At 64.8% G+C, this 18,164-nt stretch carries 16 protein-coding genes; 8 read left to right on the forward strand and 8 right to left on the reverse strand.

From position 1 onward, the window contains the following. Positions 1-278 precede the first annotated feature (278 nt). Both NAO55_RS09040 and NAO55_RS09045 read left to right on the forward strand, forming a co-directional pair. Positions 279-1,751 carry an NCS1 family nucleobase:cation symporter-1 gene (locus tag NAO55_RS09040; protein WP_102838737.1) on the forward strand — a complete coding sequence of 491 codons (1,473 nt, stop codon included), beginning with the start codon at positions 279-281 and terminating at the stop codon, positions 1,749-1,751. Between the two features lie 69 nt (positions 1,752-1,820). Next, positions 1,821-3,002 carry a GAF domain-containing sensor histidine kinase gene (locus NAO55_RS09045; protein ID WP_102839654.1) on the forward strand — a complete coding sequence of 394 codons (1,182 nt, stop codon included), beginning with the start codon at positions 1,821-1,823 and terminating at the stop codon, positions 3,000-3,002. Here NAO55_RS09045 and NAO55_RS09050 read toward each other — a convergent pair whose 3' ends face one another. Next, positions 3,003-3,269 (reverse strand): DksA/TraR family C4-type zinc finger protein, encoded by a 267-nt coding sequence (locus tag NAO55_RS09050; protein WP_102838738.1) that lies wholly within the window; start codon positions 3,267-3,269, stop codon positions 3,003-3,005. It abuts the gene before it with no gap. Between the two features lie 204 nt (positions 3,270-3,473). Between NAO55_RS09050 and NAO55_RS09055 the strand changes: the two genes are divergently transcribed. Beyond that, entirely contained in the window at positions 3,474-4,199 is a 726-nt protein-coding gene (locus NAO55_RS09055; RefSeq protein WP_102838739.1) for a TorF family putative porin, read from the forward strand. A 6-nt stretch (positions 4,200-4,205) separates the two neighbouring features. On the opposite strand, the gene NAO55_RS09060 is transcribed toward NAO55_RS09055, so the two are convergent. Then, entirely contained in the window at positions 4,206-5,069 is an 864-nt protein-coding gene (locus NAO55_RS09060) for an isocitrate lyase/PEP mutase family protein (RefSeq protein WP_003301755.1), read from the reverse strand. Positions 5,070-5,168: 99 nt separating this feature from the next. Beyond that, positions 5,169-6,041 carry a DMT family transporter gene (locus NAO55_RS09065; protein WP_102838740.1) on the reverse strand — a complete coding sequence of 291 codons (873 nt, stop codon included), beginning with the start codon at positions 6,039-6,041 and terminating at the stop codon, positions 5,169-5,171. 257 nt (positions 6,042-6,298) lie between these two features. On the opposite strand from NAO55_RS09065, the gene NAO55_RS09070 reads away from it, so the two are divergent. The 5 genes from NAO55_RS09070 to NAO55_RS09090 all read left to right on the forward strand — a co-directional run bounded on the left by NAO55_RS09070 (position 6,299) and on the right by NAO55_RS09090 (position 10,236). After that, the gene (locus NAO55_RS09070; RefSeq protein ID WP_063540878.1) at positions 6,299-6,784 is read left to right on the forward strand and encodes a GNAT family N-acetyltransferase; all 486 of its coding nucleotides are present in this window, start codon (positions 6,299-6,301) and stop codon (positions 6,782-6,784) included. A 163-nt stretch (positions 6,785-6,947) separates the two neighbouring features. Beyond that, complete coding sequence (ureE, locus tag NAO55_RS09075) at positions 6,948-7,448, forward strand: urease accessory protein UreE (protein WP_063540877.1); 501 nt, start codon at positions 6,948-6,950, stop codon at positions 7,446-7,448. Beyond that, the gene (locus tag NAO55_RS09080) at positions 7,445-8,137 is read left to right on the forward strand and encodes an urease accessory protein UreF (RefSeq protein WP_063540876.1); all 693 of its coding nucleotides are present in this window, start codon (positions 7,445-7,447) and stop codon (positions 8,135-8,137) included. The genes ureE and NAO55_RS09080 overlap by 4 nt, the downstream gene beginning before the upstream one ends. Positions 8,138-9,020: 883 nt before the next feature. Continuing rightward, on the forward strand, positions 9,021-9,635 hold the full coding sequence (gene ureG / locus NAO55_RS09085; protein WP_102838741.1) for an urease accessory protein UreG: 615 nt from the start codon (positions 9,021-9,023) through the stop codon (positions 9,633-9,635). Between the two features lie 28 nt (positions 9,636-9,663). Continuing rightward, positions 9,664-10,236: a HupE/UreJ family protein gene (locus NAO55_RS09090; RefSeq protein ID WP_102838742.1), complete on the forward strand. Its 573-nt coding sequence runs from the start codon at positions 9,664-9,666 to the stop codon at positions 10,234-10,236. Positions 10,237-10,250: 14 nt separating this feature from the next. On the opposite strand, the gene NAO55_RS09095 is transcribed toward NAO55_RS09090, so the two are convergent. The 5 genes from NAO55_RS09095 to NAO55_RS09115 form a co-directional block, all read right to left on the reverse strand. Then, positions 10,251-10,493 (reverse strand): DUF2789 domain-containing protein, encoded by a 243-nt coding sequence (locus tag NAO55_RS09095; protein WP_063540874.1) that lies wholly within the window; start codon positions 10,491-10,493, stop codon positions 10,251-10,253. A gap of 66 nt (positions 10,494-10,559) precedes the next feature. After that, entirely contained in the window at positions 10,560-12,035 is a 1,476-nt protein-coding gene (gene amn, locus NAO55_RS09100; RefSeq protein ID WP_102838743.1) for an AMP nucleosidase, read from the reverse strand. A 221-nt stretch (positions 12,036-12,256) separates the two neighbouring features. After that, entirely contained in the window at positions 12,257-13,768 is a 1,512-nt protein-coding gene (scpC, locus tag NAO55_RS09105) for a succinyl-CoA:acetate CoA-transferase ScpC (protein WP_102838744.1), read from the reverse strand. Between the two features lie 484 nt (positions 13,769-14,252). Continuing rightward, positions 14,253-15,899, reverse strand: coding sequence for an acyl-CoA dehydrogenase family protein (locus tag NAO55_RS09110; RefSeq protein WP_102838745.1), 1,647 nt, complete (start codon positions 15,897-15,899; stop codon positions 14,253-14,255). A 129-nt stretch (positions 15,900-16,028) separates the two neighbouring features. Continuing rightward, positions 16,029-17,990, reverse strand: a complete 1,962-nt coding sequence (locus NAO55_RS09115; protein WP_102838746.1) for a sensor histidine kinase — start codon at positions 17,988-17,990, stop codon at positions 16,029-16,031. Between the last annotated feature and the right edge of the window lie 174 nt (positions 17,991-18,164).

The raw sequence follows: 18,164 nt of genomic DNA on the forward strand, positions 1-18,164 counted from the left end.
TTTTTTATGTGCCATCGGAAAGCACCCTGCTGGTGCACTGCACGCACCTCAGGCTCTCGAGCGGCGCATCCGCAGACAGGGCTTTGCAATCTACCCGTCTAAACTCGCCACCCTTTCTGTATACAAAAAATCCAGGCGAACTGTCTGAGAGCGCCTAGAATCCAGGGGTTGGCGACACAACGCGCTGCGCCACAGCCGATCAATTCGCGAGCTCTGCCTTACGCGGAACAAGAACTGCATACAAAAAAATGCACAGTCTTGCTCAGAGCGCCCCTCCCATGAACCATGACGATTTCCAGATCAAGCAAATCGATCCCAGCCTGTACAACGCCGATCTCGCGCCACTTGCCCCGGCTGAGCGCAAATGGGGCTGGTTCGAGATCTTCAATGTGTGGTCCAACGACATCCAGAGCCTGTTCGGCTACACCCTCGCAGCCACGCTGTTCATCAGCTACGGCCTCAATGGCTGGGCGGTCCTGGCGGGCATCGTGCTGGCCGGTTTCATCGTCATGGGCCTGGTGCAGCTCACCGGCAAGCCCAGCGTGAAGTACGGTATTCCGTTCCCGGTGATGGCGCGGGCGAGCATGGGGGTACGCGGCGCGAATTTCCCGGCGGTGGTACGCGGCATCGTCGCGATCTTCTGGTACGGCGTGCAGACCTATTTCGCCTCGACCGCGGTGGCCCTGTTGCTGCGGACACTGCTCGGCAGCGAGCCACAGGTCGCCACGCTGCTCGGCCTGACGGCCATCGACTGGGCCGCCTACGTGATCGTCTGCGTGTTCCAGGTGGCGCTGTTCGTGCGTGGCGTCGACTGGGTAACGCGCTTTCTCAACTGGGCCGGGCCTCTGGTGTACCTGGTGATGATCGTGCTGATGATCGCCATCTGGTATCAGGCCGGCCCGAGCCTGCTCGGCGCCCTCGGCGACATCTTCAGCGGCAGCGGAGAGCACGCCGGCGGACCGATCGCCGCGTTCGCCGCGGTGGTCGGCACAATGGTCGCCTACTTCGCCGCGGTGGTGATCAACTACGGTGACTTCGCCCGTTTCGTGAAGAGCGAACGGCAGATGCGCATCGGTAACTTCCTCGGTCTGCCGGTGAGCCTGGCGATCTTCTCGCTGATCGCGCTGGTGATCACCGCCGGGACCGTGGTGGTGTTCGGCGAAACGCGGACCAACCCCACCGACATCGTCGCGCGCATCGACAACGTGACCCTGACAGTGGTGGCCGCCATCACCTTCTTTGCCGCCACGGTCGGCATCAACCTGGTCGCCAACTTCATCCCGCCGGCCTACGACATCGCCAACCTGGCGCCAGCCAAGATCAGCGCCCGTACCGGCGGCTTCATCACCGCAGGCATTGCCTTCTTCATCGGCGCGCTATGGGTGGCCTTCATCAGCGAAGTGGGCATCGCCGCGTTCGTCGACACCCTGGGCGCGGTGCTGGCACCGCTGTATGGCATCATCGTCGCCGACTATTACCTGGTTCGCCGTCAACATCTGGACCTGCAGCAGCTGTTCTCCACCGAGCGCAGTGGGATCTACCACTTCAATGCCGGCTGGAACCGCAAGGCGATGATCGCTTTTGGCGTCAGCGCGGTGTTTTCGGTGGCCTCGGTGTGGGTGCCGGGCCTGGAGAGCCTGTCCGGCTTCGCCTGGCTATTGGGCGCGCTGTTCGGCGGGGTGCTGCACTACGCGCTGATGCGTAACCAGTCGCTGCTCGCCGGCGCGGCCCAACCCGCTCCGCTCGGCTGACCGCAGCCTGCAGAAGAGGTCGACCATGTTAAAGTGGCCGGCCTTTTTTTCGCCGCTCAGGGCCTGCAGATGGTGCGATCCATCCTCGACGACCTGCTCACCGTCCAGCGCATCAGCGCCGTCCCGGCCATCCTGCAGGTGGTCAGCGAAACCACCGGCCTGCGCTTCGCTGCGGTCGCCCGCGTCACCGAGTCGAACTGGACCGCCTGCGCCGTGCTCGATCGCATCGAGTTCGGCCTGAAGGTCGGCGGCGAGCTGGACATCACGACCACGCTGTGCAGCGAGATCCACGCCTCGCACCAGCCAATCATCATCAGCCAGGTCAGTGCCGACCCCGATTACTGCAACCACCACACACCGCAGATGTATGGCTTCGAAAGCTATATCTCGGTGCCGGTGCTGCGCGCCGACGGCAGCTTCTTCGGCACCCTCTGCGCACTAGATCCGGAGCCCCGCGACCTCTCCAGCCCGGCGACGCGGGCGATGTTCGAGTCTTTTGCCCGCCTGCTGACCCTGCAGATCGATGCCGAAGAGCAACAGCAGGCGACGCGTGCGGCGCTGGCTGACGAGCGCATCACAGGCTATCAGCGTGAGCAGTTCATCGCCCTGCTCGGCCACGACCTGCGCACCCCGCTCGCCTCCATCCAGGCGGCCAGCGACCTGTTGATCCGCCGTTCTACCGAACGCGGCACGCAACAGCTTGCAGAACACGTGCGTACCTCCAGCCAGCGCGCTTCGCGCTTGGTCGATGACCTGATGGATTTCGCCCGCGGCCAGCTGGGCAATGGCATACCGCTGAACTGGACCGCCACAGCCAACCTGCATCTCACGCTGATGCAGGTGGTCACCGAACTGCGCACCGCCCATCCACGCCGAGTCATTCTCGAACAGGTGCCGGAGCTGCCGGTGTTCGAATGCGACCCGGACCGGATCGCCCAGCTGCTGGCCAACCTGATCACCAACGCGCTGCACCATGGCGCCAGCACTGGTCCGGTGATCGTGAAGGCCGAGGTGATCGACGAGCACTTCCAGCTGGCGGTGCACAATCGCGGCACGCCAATCCCGGCGCAACGGCTGGGACGACTGTTCCATGCCTATTCCCAGGAAGACGACACCTCGCGCAACGGGCTTGGACTGGGGCTGTTCATCGTTGACCAGGTGGCCAAAGCCCATGGCGGCGGCATGCAGGTAACCTCCAGCGCCGAGGCCGGTACCACCTTCACCTTCCGCATGCCGCTGCAGCGCGCCTGATCAGCGCAGCTGGCTGTCCTTGCTGCCACGGCGGTTATAGCCGCTGAACCTGGCGTCTTCCTTGTCCTGCTCGGCCTGGCACTTGATGCACAGCCTGACGCCGGGTACCGCTAGACGCCGTGCTTCGGGAATGGCCGCGCCGCACTCTTCGCAATGCTTGAGGCTCTCGCCGCGGGCGAGCTTGCTTCGGGCACGCTGCACCGCGTCTTCGACCGTGCTGTCGATCTGCTCCTGGACGGCACCGTCACCTGCCCAACCTGTCGCCATGCTCCACCTCCCGCATCGGCTCGATGCTGTTCTGCGTTGGAGTCGCTGCGCCGCCGGATGCTCACCCCGGGTGGTACCGCCCATCGAATGACGCCGGGCAATCGACGGATGGCGCAACCCGAGCGGCACAGTCACCTATCCTGCCTCGGTTCACGCCGACGGCTTTAGTGCCTCGGGCATTTGCGAACCGGCAGGGCAGCCAGCATGAAGCGCATCTTACCGATCATAACCAGCCTGCTCTTGGCGGCGGGCTGCGCCAGCGAACCACAGGTGCTGGAACGCGACCTGGGCACCTTCGATCTCAAGCTGGGCACCGAGCCCGCCCGCAGCATGGCTCAGGGGCTGGTGCAACCGAGTACCGGCAATGCATTCCATGGCGGGCTCGATCTCACCCATGCCAGCGGGCTGTATGTCGGGCAGTGGTCCCCCAGCGTCGGCCTGGTCGAGGGAAGGCAACTCGAGGTGAACTCCTATCTCGGCTACGCCCAGCAGAACGATCATGACCAACTCGGCTACGAGATCGGCCTGATGCGCTACAGCTTTCCGGAACTGCCCGAATGGGATCGACACGAATACTACGGTGGCCTGACGCTGGGCGATCGCCGCCTCGGTGCGGCGCTTAACAGTGCCGCCGGGCGCACCGACAGCACGTTCTATCTGGACCTGGGCACGGTGACGCCATTCGCCGTCGGCGTCCGCGTGAAGTACTCGAGCCACGCGCTGGCCACACCGCATTATCTCGACGGTGGTGGCAGCGTGGACATGTTCAGCGACTGGTCACTCGACCTCTCGCGGCCCTGGCTGGGCCTGCAGCTGAACCTGTCCTACAGCGACTCCAGCCTGAGCGGCCAGGCCTGCAGCGCCTACTCGGGACAGAACCCGCGTTGCGACGGGCTACTGACCTTCCGCGCCGAGCGGCAGCTGTTCTGAGCGCGGCTATTCCTTGACCTGCATGTACTCCTCGGCCCAGACGACGTATTCATCGGCCGTGGAGTATTTGACCGACAGCTGCGAAGCGTTCAGGTCCAGCGCATCGACCTGGCGTTGTTCGCGCAGGCAGTCGTAGGTCGCCTTGATCGCCGCGAAGTAGGCTGCGTGACCGTTGACCACGATGCGCACGCCGAGCGCCGCCAGCCGCGCGTTGTCGCGCAGGTTGGGGTTGCCGTAGGTGACCAGCATCAGCGGCTTGCTCAGCTGGCTGGCGATGCTTTCCAGGTGATCGAAATCTTCGATGCCGACCAGGCAGATGGCATCGGCACCGGCCTTTTCGTAGGCCTGGGCGCGGGCGATGACTTCCTCGAAGCCGATCACGCCGGCATTGGTGCGACCGATGATGGCCATTTCCGGATCGACCCGCGCCTCCAACGCCGCGCGTATCTTGCCGACCGCCTCGAACATGCCGATGAGGTCGGTGGAGCGGCGGCCGAATTTGGGCGGCAGCAGGGTGTCCTCGATGGTCAACGCGGAAATCCCGGCGCGCTCCAGTTCGGAGACGGTGCGCATCACGTTCAGCGCGTTGCCGTAGCCATGGTCGGCGTCGGCCAGCACCGGCAACTGGGCGACACGGCAGATACGCGTGGCCTGCTCGACGAATTCGCTCAAGGTGATGAGGTTGAAGTCCGGCGCGGCGAGGACCTGCAGCGAGGCCACCGAGCCACCGAGGATGCCCACTTCGAAACCGAGGTCGGCGGCGATGCGCGCGGACATCGGATCGAACACCGAGGCGGTGTGGAAACAGCGGTCGGCGTTCAGCAGCTCGCGAAAGTTGCGGCGCAGGTCGTGATGAGAGAGTCGCGGCATATAGGCTCCGTGGGTGCACGCAAGGGTCGATTCGCCCTGTCTTTTCATTTCAGTGTTGTTGAGAAGCTGCCTGGTCGGCCGAATGACACATTCGCTGTTTTATCCCATGACTGGCCGCTGGCGGCGCTGCACATAAGCCATGCACAGGCCGCTGGCGATGATCACCGCCATGCCGATCAGCGCCCCGGCATCCGGCGCGTGATCGAAGGCGACATAGCCGACCACCCCGGCGAAGACGATCTGGCCGTAGGTGAACGGCGCCAGGGTCGCCGCGCTGGCGAAGCGGAAGGCATTGGTCAGCAGCAGGTGGCCGAGCATCGCCATGCCACCGAGCGCGCCCATCAGCAGCGCGTCGTGCAGCGTTGGCGTGCGCCAGTTGAAGACCACCAGCACGCTCAGGGTCACGCAACCGACCAGGCTGGTCAGGTAGTTGCTGGTCACCGGGTGATCGGTGCCGGCCAGACGCCGGGTCACCAGCTGGTATACGGTGAACGACAGCGCCGCGCCGAAGGGCAACAGCACCGCCGGGGTGAACAGCGCCGAACCGGGGCGCACGATGATCACCACCCCGAGCAGACCAAAGGCCACGGCCAGCCACTGGCTGCGACTGACCCGCTCGCCCAGCAGCGCCGAGGCGATGGTTACCAGCACCGGGGTCAGAAAGATCACCGCGGTGGCTTCGGCCAGCGGGATGAAATGCAGGCCGTTGATGAACAGCAGGCTGACGCTGACCAGGCTCAGGCCGCGCAGCAGTTGTGGCCACGGCCGCAGGGTGCGAAACACGCGCTGGCCCATGCGCGGCACGAACAGCGCGGTCATCAGCACCGTCTGCGCGACATAACGAGCCCAGATGACCAGAAACACCGGGTAGATTTCCGAGAGGTGTTTGGCCAGCCCGTCATGGCTGGCCAGCAACAGACCCGACAGCAATATCAGCAAGACGCCGTAGAGCGGGTGGTGGTGATCGTTCAACGCAGGCCTCAGCCACTTGTTAGCAGGCTAACCATTATGCCTGTCATCTTGTCGCACCGCTGCACCAATCAGCTGAAACCTTTCACTTGAGCCTGGACGCGGCGCGACTGTCCGGCTGTGGGTGGCAGCGGAGCTGCGGATGCGCCGCCCGGCGGCAAGCGGAGCGCCGGCATTTCGCGTATGATCGCCGGCTTTTTGCCGAGCCGCGCGGCGTCTCGCGGCGTCCGAGTGTAGTCGTGATGTACCAGTTGAGAGCGATGCAGGAGCGCGATATCCCTGCCGTCCTGGCGATCCAGGAAGAATCCTATGCCGCCGAGGTCCTCGAAGACGAGGCGGTGATCCGTTCACGTCTGGCGGCATTTCCACAGCTGGCGTGGGTGGCCGAGGATGACGAGGGCGTATGCGCCTACCTGTTCGCCTACCACTCGCGCCTGGGCAAAGTGACCCCGCTGGACGGGGAGTTCTGCACCGACGGCGAAGCCGATTGCCTCTACCTGCATGACCTCGCCGTGGCCGGACGAGCCGCAGGCCGCGGCATCGGCCCGGCACTGGTGCGGCACAACCTGCAACAGGCCGGCACCGCACAGCTGCGCTATTCGGCACTGGTGTCGGTGCAGGATTCCACCGGCTTCTGGTCGCGCCTGGGCTACGAAGCCCACGACGAACTCGACCCGCCGCAAGCCGGCAACCTGGCCAGTTACCAGATCCCGGCGGTGTACATGGTGCGCGATCTGCACCAGTAAGGCGCACGCACCAGACCCGCCCCCAACACGCGCACCGTGACGGTGCGTCCAAAGCCCCATTATCAGGCACGCAGGCCCGACAGCCGCCGTGATCGCGATACATGGGCTCGGTTGGCAAGCCACTTGCTCTTGTTCCGGAAACGATCCGACCGGAACTCTGCACATGCTGGTGATTCGCCAACGCATCGACGCCCGCCCCGAGTGGCAGGCCGAACTCGAACTGACCTACGACGCGCGCAGCAAGAGTCGCCTGCGCTGCTTCAGTACCAGCGGCGAAGACGTCGGCCTGTTTCTCGAACGCGGCCAGCCGCCGCTGCACGATGGCGAATGCCTGCTCGCCGGTGATGGCCGAGTCGTGCGCGTACGCGCACGCCCCGAACAACTGCTGCACGTCACCTGCACCAGCGCCTTCGAGCTGACCCGCGCGGCCTATCACCTGGGCAACCGTCATGTCGCCCTGCAAGTAGGCGATGGCTGGCTGCGCCTGCTCGACGACTACGTGCTCAAGGACATGCTGTTGCAGCTGGGCGCCGAGGTCGAACACATCGAGGCGCCCTTCCAGCCGGAACACGGCGCCTACGGTGGCGGCCATCACCATTCCCACGCCGGCGAAGCGGAGTTCAGCTACGCACCGCGACTGCACCAGTTCGGCGTGCGCCCGTGAACGCGACCGCTGCTCCCGGCTCGGCCTGGGCGCTGCTCCGCCTGGCCAGCCCGCAGCTGCCGATCGGCGGCTACAGCTATTCCCAAGGGCTGGAGATGGCGGTGGAGAACGGTCAGGTGAGCGACCCGCTCAGCGCCCGGCGTTGGCTGGAGGATCAATTGCTGCTCAACCTCGCCCGCTTCGAGGCTCCGCTGCTGCTGGCCCATTGCGAAGCCGCCGAGCGGGATGACTGGCCGCGCCTGTTGCAACTGGCTGCCGAACACCGCGCCAGCCGCGAAACCCGCGAGCTGCAGCTGGAAAGCCGGCAGATGGGCTATTCCCTCGCGCAGCTGCTCGACGGCCTGCCGGAACTCGACCAGCCGGCCCGCAACTGCCTCGCGGCCGCCGGCGAGCCCGGCCTGGCTCTCGCCTGGGCACTGGCCGCCCGCGCCTGGCAAATCATGCCCGCCGATGCCGTCGCCGCCTGGTTGTGGGGCTGGCTGGAAAACCAGCTGGCGGTGCTGATGAAGACGCTGCCGCTGGGGCAGCAGGCGGCGCAGCGGTTGACCTCGCAGTTGTTGCCGGTCCTGAACCAGGCGCAACGGGAAGCCAGTCAGCTGCCGGAAGCGGCCTGGGGCAGCGCGCCGTTCGGGCTGGTGCTGACCAGCATGGCGCATGAGCGGCAGTACAGTCGGTTGTTTAGGTCATGAGAGAACTGGCGCGAGCCCCGTGCTACGGGCGCAGCTGCACAGGAGCAGGCCGAGGCGGTGCACAGGTGGTGGCGGGAGCAGCTTCCCTCGACGGCGCGGCGTCGTTATGGGCACTGACCTTAGGTTTCGCCCTGTTGGGCGACTCACTTTTTTCAGTCGCGAAAAAAGTAAGCAAAAACGCTTGCCCCTGCATTCGGCCCTTCGCTTCGCGAAGGGTTCGTTCTCTCCGCCGCCGCTCCGAGGGTCGCCGTACAAGGGCCATCCATGGCCCTTTACGGCTCTTGCGGCATCCATGCCGCTCGCCCCTCTCCACAACGACTCCGTTCACCCTCCTGAAGGGGCAATTGATGTCGCCTGATCGTCCGTATAAGAAAAAACAAGCTGAGGGTAACGCCAGCGACCTACAGACAGCCCTGCCGCTATCTCTCGCCCGCGATGTAGGGTGGAAAACTGCGCAGCATTTTCCACCGCAGGCTACAAGCACGCTCTCGCCGAGCCATGGCGTATTACTTTTCAAACCGGTGGGTAAGCTTCGCGTTACCCACCCTACGGACCCGTTTAGAAACTTCCAACCGGCTCGGACCACATCCCCCGGAGTAATGCCGGAGGGAGGGGAGTTTTGCGCAGCAAACCGGGGACGCCCAGTCCGGATGTCGGGGTCGCCTTCTCTTTGGTTACTTTCTCTTGGCGAGACAAGAGAAAGTGACGCGCCGTGCAAGGCGCAACCAGTAGTCCCAGCCGAGGAAAGCGCGGCGCCTGACAACACTGCGTACGCCACCATCGATCACCCAACGATTTCTATTCCCCCCTGCCCCAATCGGCAGCGGCACGCCCTTCGCATCAACCCCGAGGCAGCCTCACTGCCTTCCAGAGGAGACCACCCATGAACACCCAACCCCTGCGCGTCGGCATTGGCGGGCCGGTCGGCTCCGGCAAGACCGCCCTGACCCTCGCCCTGTGCCAGGCCCTGCGCGACCGCTACAACCTCGCCGTGGTGACCAACGACATCTACACCCAGGAAGACGCACAGTTCCTCGTGCGTAACGAGGCCCTGGCGCCGGAGCGGATCATCGGTGTGGAGACTGGCGGCTGCCCCCACACGGCGATCCGCGAGGACGCCTCGATCAACCTCGAAGCGGTCGAGCAGCTCAACCGGCGCTTTCCCGGCCTGGACCTGATCATCGTCGAGTCCGGCGGCGACAACCTCTCGGCGACTTTCAGCCCGGAGCTGTCGGACCTGACCATCTACGTGATCGACGTCTCCGCTGGCGACAAGCTGCCGCGCAAGGGCGGCCCGGGCATCTGCAAGTCCGACCTGCTGGTGATCAACAAGATCGACCTGGCATCCATGGTCGGCGCCTCGCTGGAGGTGATGGATCGCGATGCCCGCAAGATGCGCGGCGAGCGGCCGTTCGTCTTCAGCAACCAGAAGGTCGGCCAGGGTCTCGAGGAAATCATCGCCTTCATCGAAAAACAGGGAATGCTCAGCGCCGCCTGACGTCCGTCCGCTCACCCAAGGAGTCTTTATGAACCTGCGCAAACCACTGCTCGCCACCCTCCTGCTGCTCAGCCCGGCACTGGCACTGGCACACCCCGGGCATGACCATGCCGGCGTGCTGTCCGGTATCGCCCACCCGATCTTCGGTTTCGACCACCTGTTGGCGATGGTTGCCGTCGGACTCTGGGCGGCCCAGCAGAACGGCAAGGCGCGCTGGGCGCTGCCGCTGACCTTCGTCGCCACCATGCTGCTCGGCGGCCTGGCCGGTTTCGCCGGAATCGAAATGCCGCTGATGGAAACCGGTATTGCCGGCTCGGTTCTGGCCCTCGGCCTGCTGGTAGCCCTGGCAATTCGCCCGCCGGTGGCCATCGCGGTGGGGCTGACCGCGCTGTTCGCCGCCAGCCACGGGGTCGCCCACGGACTGGAACTGCCGGAGCTGTCCAGCCCATGGGGGTATGCCGCCGGTTTCGTTGTTGCCACCGCCGCTCTGCATGCCGCCGGTTACGCACTGGTTCGCTTGCTGCCGCAGGCCGCCGCACCGCTGGTACGCATCGCTGGTGCCGCCTCGGCAGTCACCGGCGCCTGGCTGCTGGCCGGCTGAGAACCAGCCATGCCTCAGTGATAGCGCCGCCGCAGCGCGACATTGAGGCGATCGACCACCTCGGCCCAGTCGGCATCCTCGAGAATCTCCTCGCGCAGGAAAGCCGCCTGGGCCGGCGTCCAGAACGACGCGTCGGCCAGATAGACATCGTCTGCCAGCGGCGAATGGGTTTCGATGAATCGCCTGATCGAGACATCGTCGTTGGGCAGGCCCAACTGCTCGAACAGGTTGTGGAAGGCGTGGATCGACTGTTCCATGTTGACCTCCGGTGCTCGCGGGAATGAACGCTATGAGTATTGCTCATTCCCGCGAAAGCGCCGGCGTCAGCGGAACGGCGGCTCGTCGAAACTGCGCAGCTTGCGCGAGTGCAGCGAGTTGAGCTGGTTGCGCAGCAGTTCGAGTGCGGTGATGCCGATCTTCAGGTGCTGGGTAACGGCCCGCTCGTAGAACGCGTTGGCCGAGCCGGGCAGCTTGATCTCGCTGTGCAGCGGTTTGTCCGACACACAGAGCAGCGTGCCGTACGGCACCCGCAGACGATAGCCTTGAGCAGCGATCGTGCCGCTCTCCATGTCCACCGCAACGGCCCGCGACAGGTTGATCAGCGGTCGCTCCTGCGCCCAGCGCAGCTCCCAGTTGCGGTCGTCATAGGTCAGCACGGTGCCGGTCCGCAGGCGCTTCTTCAACGCTTCGCCCTGCTCGCCGGTTACCGTCGCGGCCGATTCCTGCAGCGCCTGCTGCACCTCGGCCAGGGCCGGCAGCGGGATGTGCGGCGGCAACACCCGATCGAGGATGCCGTCGCGGCGCATGTAGGCGTGAGCCAGCACGTAGTCGCCGATGGACTGCGACTGCCGCAACCCGCCGCAGTGGCCGATCATCAGCCAGCAATGCGGTCGCAGCACGGCCAGGTGATCGGTGATGTTCTTGGCGTTGGACGGGCCGACGCCGATGTTGACCAGGGTGATGCCATGGCCATCGTCGGCGATCAGGTGATAAGCCGGCATCTGGTAGCGATGCCAGAGCACGCCGCCGATGATCGCCTGCGCCTCGCCCTCCTCCATGCCACGCTCGATGATCACATTGCCCGGCAGCACCATGCGGGTGAAACGGGTGTCGTCACGCAGCATGTCCAGGCCGTGGCGAATGAATTGGTCGACGTAGCGGTGGTAGTTGGTCAGCAGGATCCAGGGCTGCACATGGCGCCAGTCGCTGCCGGTGTAGTGCACCAGCCGGCGCAGCGAGAAGTCCACCCGCGCGCCGTCGAACAGCGCCAGCGGATAAGGATCGGCGTTCTCCCAGTCGTAGAGCCCGTCGGCGATGTCGTCGGTCGCGGCGGACAGATCGGTACTGGGGAATACCCGCGCCAGCTCAGCAGCGGTCACGCCGCTGCCGGCCAGCTCGTCGCCCTGCTCGATGACATAGGGATAGGGAATGTTGCGGTCGCTCATGCCGACCTCAACGGTGACGTTGAAGTCCTGGATCAGCGGCTTCAACTGGTCGAGCAGGTAGGCGCGGAACGCTGCCGGATGGGTCACCGTGACGCTGTATACGCCAGGTGCCTGCACCTTGGCGTAGGCGCGGGTCGAGGCCGGCACTTCGCCGTGGCATTCATAGGTCAGGCGCAGCTGCGGATAGCGGAACAGGCTGCGCTCCTGCAGGCTCGGCTCGGTGCGGCTGGCCACGTAGCGCTTGAGCGCCTGGTTGAGCGCTGCGGTGGCCTGCGCGTGCAGCTCGGCCAGCTTGTCGACCGCCTCCTCAGCGCAGGTGGCGACGGTGAAGGATCTGGATTCGTTGGAAGTCATGGCTCATCCTGGCTTAACACATCGGCCTATCTTGGCCGTATTTGGTGACGGATGTATACGCAGCCGAGCGGATGGAGCCGCATCCGAGACGTCGGCGCGCTGCAAATGCGCGCCGTCATGGCCGAAAAAAAATCCGACGCCAGAGCCTGACGTCGGATTTGGGCACCGCTTCGAGCCCGCCGCCGATGCATTGCTGCATCAGCCGCACAGACTCCTACCGATTACTTGTCCAGCAGCATGGTGCCGTTCTTGGCGAAGTTGGCGTGCCAGGAGAAGGCTTTTTCCAGCACGTGCGGGGTGTGGCCGCCACGCTGCTTCGCCTCTTCGAGGTAGGCGAGCGCCTGGGCCCGGTAATCCGGGTGCATGCAGTTGTTGATGATTCGCGCCGCCGCCTCGACGGGCGCCAGCCCGCGCAGATCGGCATAGCCCTGCTCGGTGATGATCACGTCGACGTCGTGGTTGGTGTGATCCACATGGGTGACGAACGGCACGATGGAGGAGATCTTGCCGTCCTTCGCCGTCGAGGTCGTCACGAAGATGCTGATACGTGCGTTGCGGGCGAAGTCACCCGAGCCGCCGATACCATTCATCATGTGGGTGCCGTTGACGTGCGTGGAGTTCACGTTGCCGTAGATGTCGGCTTCCAGCGCAGTATTGAAGGAGATGATCCCCAGTCGGCGGATCACTTCCGGATGGTTGGAGATCTCCTGCGGACGGAACACCACCTTGCCGGCGTACTTGGCGAGGTCGGAGGCCAGGTTGTCCACGCGCTTCTTCGACAGGGAGAAGGCGGTGGCGGCGGCGAACTTCACCACGCCGGCGTCGATCAGGTCGAAAACGCCGTCCTGCAGCACTTCGGAAGCGACAGTCAGGTCCTTGAACTCCGAAGTCTTCATGCCCGCCAGCACCGCGTTGGCCACCGAGCCCACACCGGACTGCAATGGAGCCAGGCTGTTGGTCAGGCGCCCCAGCCGCACTTCTTCACGCAGGAAGTCCAGCAGGTTGTCAGCGATCTTCTGGGTTTCGGCGTTCGGCTCGAACAGCGGGGAAGGAATGTCCGGCTCGCTGGACAGCACGATGCCGCGCACCTTGGCCGGATCGACCGGGATACCGATCGATCCGATGCGCTTGCTGACGTTGTAGACCGGGATGTCCTTGCGCGAATCCTCGCCGGCCGGGCCGGGGATGTAGATGTCGTGCATGCCTTCGTACTCGCGCGGAGCAGAAGTGTTCAGCTCGATGATCACGTGCTTGGCGTTCTGCACGAAGATCGGCGAGTTACCGACCGAACCGGTCGGGATGATCTGGCCGTCCTCGGTGATGGCCGCCGCCTCGATGATGGCGTAGTCGACCTGCGGCAGCACGCCCTGACGCAGCAGCTCGGCGGTGTGCGACAGGTGCTGGTCGATGTAGAGCACCTCGCCGGCGTTGATCTTCTTGCGCTGTACCGGGTTGCCCTGATACGGGATGCGCTTGTTGATGATGCCGGCTTCGGCCATCGACTGGTCTGCCGCCGGTCCCATGGACGCGCCGGTGAACAGGTTGACCTTGAATTTCTCGCGCTGGCCGCGCTCGGACAGTGCCTTCGGGAACACCTTCGGCTCCCCGAACAGGGTGAAGCCGCTCATGCCCAGCGTCATGCCGTCCTCGATCCACGACGCGGCTTCTTCTGCCGAGACGACCTTGTCGAGAAACGCTGCGTTGCGGATGTACTTGTTTAGATCGGTTGCCATGAACTCACCTCAGAAACTCATCGAATGCTCGTCCGTGAAGGCTCTGCAAAGAAACTCACCAGGCCTGACGAGGCAGGGAGACGGCCACTTGATGTCCGGAGACCAAGCGCCCATGTCTTTTGCCGCTCAATATCGAACCTCAAAAATCATGCGGCACTTGCAACCCCGTAACGTAGTCGCTCGCCCCATTCTAGGAGCACCAGCTCTTTTGGCTGTTATACAAAGGTACTAGCAGGCCGCCGCACAGGAGAGGTCATAGCCGGTATCCGCGCCCAGCGCAACCACGAGCGGCCGACTGTGCAGCATTCGCCCGCCGCCGTACGCCGTGGAATCGGGGCGCCCGGCCTGTCACCGCGCTCAAAGCGCCGCCGGACCTCTGTCAAATCTGGAAACGAACCGGACACCGCCGTCACTTCCCGAGCAAGTCTTCGTCTCATGCTGCACCCGGTCGGGCGTTTACAACGGCAGAGTCCCACGTCCCGCATCACAGCTGCGGAGCGCTCCGGGCCAGCACTGCGTCGATGTCCAGCCCGCGCGGCAACGTCCCGTACACTCGCCCGTGCGCTTCAAGGCGGCTGGCGATGAAGGCATCGGATACGGCCGCGTTGCCGGCTTCGAGCAGCAGCTTGGCCTGCAGGCCAACGGCAACGTCCTCGGTGAGCTGACGGGCGCGGTACTGGATGTCCCCGGTGTCGCCGAAGGCCGCCTTCAAACGCTGGATATGCGCCTTCAGCCGTGCATCACCGTGGCCGTCGCCTAGTTCGGCGAACAGCACCTCCAGCACGCCCGGCTCCTTCGATAGCGCGCGCAAGACGTCGAGGCACTGCACGTTGCCGGAACCTTCCCAGATGGAATTCACCGGCGCCTCGCGGTACAGCCGCGGCAGGATGGTTTCCTCGACATAACCAGCGCCACCCAGGCATTCGCTGGCCTCGGCGATCATGGTCGGTGCGCGCTTGCAGATCCAGTATTTGCCGACGGCGGTGACCAGCCGGGCGAACTTGTCTTCGTGCTCGTCGTGGCGATTGTCCTGGGCGCGGCCCATGCGCAGGGTCAGCGCCAGCGCCGCCTCGCTTTCCAGGGCGAGATCGGCCAGCACGTTCTGCATCAGCGGCTGCTCGAGCAGGACCCGGCCGCCGACCTGGCGGTGCGCGCAGTGATGCAGGGCCTGGGTCAGTGCCTGACGCATCAGCGAGCTGGAACCGATCATGCAATCGAAACGGGTCGAGGAGACCATTTCGATGATGGTCGGCACGCCGCGGCCCTCTTCGCCTACCATCCAGGCCAGCGCGCCACGGTACTCGACCTCGCTGGAGGCGTTGGCCCAGTTACCTAGCTTGTTCTTCAGGCGCTGGATGTAGAACTGGTTGCGCGTTCCGTCCGGCCGATGCCGCGGCAGCAGGAAGCAGGACAGCCCCTTGTCGGTCTGCGCCAGGGTGAGGAAGGCATCGCACATCGGCGCCGAGCAGAACCACTTGTGCCCGGTCAGTTCGTAGGCCTGCCCCGGCCCGCCGGCACCGACCGGATAGGCGCGGGTCGTGTTGGCGCGCACATCGGTGCCGCCCTGTTTCTCGGTCATCGCCATGCCGATGGTGACGCCGGCCTTCTGCTCCATCGGCAGGTTGCGCGGGTCGTACTCGGTAGCGAGGATCTTCGGCAGCCAGCGCTCGGCAAGGTCTGGCTGCAGGCGCAGCGCCGGCACGCTGGCGTAGGTCATCGTCAGCGGGCAACTGCTGCCGGCTTCGGCCTGGTTGTGCAGGTACATCAGGGCGGCGCGCGCCACCTGCGCGCCGGGCTGCGGATCGGTCCAGGGCAGGGACGGAATACCGTGCTCGACGGCGCTGCGCATCAACTCATGGTAGGCCGGGTGAAACTCCACCAGATCGATGCGATGACCATAGCGGTCATGGCTCTTGAACACCGGCTTGTTCTCGTTGGCGAGAAAACCGGCCTGCATCAACGGGCCGCCGGCAAGCGCACCGTAGGCGTCCAGACGTTCCGCCGCCCAGCCGGCATGGTAGCGCTGCACCCATTGCTGCAGCGGCAGGTCGAGACGGTAGAGGTTGGCGCCGTCGAGGGGCGGCACCTGGTTGGTGACCTCGTGGGTTTCGGCGCAGCTTTGCGGATTCATCCAGGCGTCCTCCTTCTTGACCGATGCGGCGGTTGCCAGCAAGCGTAGCCGGCAACCGGCGACGCACAGGCAGTGAAGCATGTGCTGACGCGACGGTTGAAGCGAGGTATCGGCCAAAAGGTCCGCGCGTCAGGCAATCGCCTGGTGCGGATCGATGAGTGCCAGGCGAACGCTGATGCGGAAACGGCTGCCCAGGCCGGGGCGCGACTGCTGATCGAGCTGCCCGCCGATCACCTCCAGCAGACCGCGACTGATCGCCAGGCCGATGCCGAGGCCGCCATAACGCCGGGTCATGGAACCATCCACCTGGCGGAACTGGTGGTAGAGGAACGCCTCATCGGCGTCGCTGAAGCCGATGCCCGTGTCGATGATCTCGGCCCGCAGCAGCAGGTGATGCTCCCCTGGTTCGCCACCGAAGCGCAGCGTGATATGGCCGCGCGACGTGAACTTGAGCGCGTTGTCGAGCAGGTGGGTCAGGCTTTGTTCGAGCTTTTCGCCGTCGCCGAAGACGCGGTCCGGCAGGTTGGCGGCGACCTCCAGCTCGAACTCCAGGCCCTTTTCCTGCGCCGCGGGAGCGAATTGCTGGTGCAAGCGCTCGGCCATCTGGCGCAGGCGGAACTCTCCGATACGGGGCCGCAACTTGCCTGCACGCAGCTCGCTCAGCGCCAGGATGTTGTTGACCAGACGCATCATGTCGCGCGCCGAGCCGGTAGCAATGTGCTGGTACTGCTGCAGCTCGTCAGCCGACTCTGACGTAGGCAGCAGCTCGAGCGCGCCCATCACGCCCATCATCGGGGTACGCAGCTCGTGGCTGATGTTGGAGAGGAATTCGTCCTTGAGCCGGTTGCTCTCGGCCAGTTCCCGGTTCAGCTGCTCCAGCTCGGCCCGAGCGCTTTCCAGGATCATGGCCCGCTCGTCCTTCAACGCGTTGATGCGATCGGCCAGCGCCATCGAAAGCAGCACCACCTCCAGCGCGGCCCCCAGCTGGCTGGCGTACATCGTCAGGAAGTTGTGCGGCAGGTGCCCAAGCACCATCAGGGTGTTGATCTGTCCGCCAATGAGCAGCGCACTCCAGGCGATGATGAAGTAACGCGCCACCCGCATGCCACGCAGCCAGGCAAGGATGCCCGCGGCGAAAACCGCCAGGGTGAACAGCAGTGCCAAGGCAGTGGCCAGGCGCAGCGATACGCCGTAATCCATGGTCAGCGCCAGCGCCATCACGGCCAGCGAGAAGGCGATCATCAGCCGCAGCAGCCGGTCGATCCAGCGACTGTGCTCGGCCGTGCGCAGGAAGCTGCGGGTGAACAGCGAGCCGAACAAGCCGGTCGCACCGATCAGCAGCGGCGTCGCGGCGTTGGTCCACCAAAGGTGATCAGGCCAGAGAAACTGCACGCCCGCGCCGTTCACCGAGACCTGATAAAGGCCGAACGCGGCGATGTAGAGGATGTAATACAGATAGCTGGGGTCGCGGATGCTGACATAGATGAACAGGTTGTAAACCAGCATCGCCAGCAGCACACCGTAGATCATGCCAAGCACATAGAGTCGCCCGGGCTGCGCCTCGAGATAGGCGTGGTGCGACCAGAGACTCAGCGGGACCTGGACCGACCCCTCGCTCTGCACGCGCAAATACAGGCGCTGCGTCTGGTTGGCCGGCAACTCGAGTTCGAACAGGTAATTGCCCTGGCCGATCTCGCGGCTGGCCCAGGGCTGGATGTCGCCCGTGTCGCGAGCCAGGCGGTAAGAGCCGGAAGCGTCCGGCAGATACAACTGCAGGCTGTCGAGTGGTGGATAGGCCACCTCCAGCAACCAGCGCCGCGCGTCTGGCGATGACTGCGATCGATAGTGCAGATCGACGCGCACCCAGTGCACGGAGCGCGAATAGCCGGCGTTCAGCACATCGTTGCGATGCGCCTGGAAACGCTCCTCGAAAGCCGGCGCGGCGACATCCTCGATCCGCATCTGGCCGTGCGGATCCTCGAACACCTGCATGTGCCGCCCGAGCGGCAGATGGCGAGTGGTTTCGTCGAGTTCGACGGCAACGGCCAGGACGGGCAGGAAGGCCAGAATGAACAGGAAGACGTGCCGCATGATGCCTCGTGCTGGCCGAGTGTCGAAAACGAGCTCATGTCCCATGAACTCCGCCACCCAGACCGTAATCAAAGTGCCAGCAATCTACCACAGCAGTTGGGCCAGCCGGAAAAGCGGACGTGCAGCGTCGCGATCGTTCCGATGGCCGGCAGACACCGCCGGATGACCGTTCGA

It is taken from the genome of Stutzerimonas frequens, assembly GCF_024448335.1.
Lineage (GTDB): Bacteria > Pseudomonadota > Gammaproteobacteria > Pseudomonadales > Pseudomonadaceae > Stutzerimonas > Stutzerimonas frequens.

What these genes read in the sequence shown, in the direction of transcription:
- NAO55_RS09060 (WP_003301755.1), bottom strand. Translation starts at nt 5,069, where the DNA reads ATGCCGCGACTCTCTCATCACGACCTGCGCCGCAACTTTCGCGAGCTG.
- NAO55_RS09050 (WP_102838738.1), bottom strand. Translation starts at nt 3,269, where the DNA reads ATGGCGACAGGTTGGGCAGGTGACGGTGCCGTCCAGGAGCAGATCGAC.
- NAO55_RS09040 (WP_102838737.1), top strand. Translation starts at nt 279, where the DNA reads ATGAACCATGACGATTTCCAGATCAAGCAAATCGATCCCAGCCTGTAC.
- NAO55_RS09110 (WP_102838745.1), bottom strand. Translation starts at nt 15,899, where the DNA reads ATGAATCCGCAAAGCTGCGCCGAAACCCACGAGGTCACCAACCAGGTG.
- NAO55_RS09055 (WP_102838739.1), top strand. Translation starts at nt 3,474, where the DNA reads ATGAAGCGCATCTTACCGATCATAACCAGCCTGCTCTTGGCGGCGGGC.
- NAO55_RS09095 (WP_063540874.1), bottom strand. Translation starts at nt 10,493, where the DNA reads ATGGAACAGTCGATCCACGCCTTCCACAACCTGTTCGAGCAGTTGGGC.
- NAO55_RS09090 (WP_102838742.1), top strand. Translation starts at nt 9,664, where the DNA reads ATGAACCTGCGCAAACCACTGCTCGCCACCCTCCTGCTGCTCAGCCCG.
- NAO55_RS09115 (WP_102838746.1), bottom strand. Translation starts at nt 17,990, where the DNA reads ATGCGGCACGTCTTCCTGTTCATTCTGGCCTTCCTGCCCGTCCTGGCC.
- NAO55_RS09070 (WP_063540878.1), top strand. Translation starts at nt 6,299, where the DNA reads ATGCAGGAGCGCGATATCCCTGCCGTCCTGGCGATCCAGGAAGAATCC.
- NAO55_RS09045 (WP_102839654.1), top strand. Translation starts at nt 1,821, where the DNA reads ATGGTGCGATCCATCCTCGACGACCTGCTCACCGTCCAGCGCATCAGC.
- ureE (WP_063540877.1), top strand. Translation starts at nt 6,948, where the DNA reads ATGCTGGTGATTCGCCAACGCATCGACGCCCGCCCCGAGTGGCAGGCC.
- scpC (WP_102838744.1), bottom strand. Translation starts at nt 13,768, where the DNA reads ATGGCAACCGATCTAAACAAGTACATCCGCAACGCAGCGTTTCTCGAC.
- amn (WP_102838743.1), bottom strand. Translation starts at nt 12,035, where the DNA reads ATGACTTCCAACGAATCCAGATCCTTCACCGTCGCCACCTGCGCTGAG.
- ureG (WP_102838741.1), top strand. Translation starts at nt 9,021, where the DNA reads ATGAACACCCAACCCCTGCGCGTCGGCATTGGCGGGCCGGTCGGCTCC.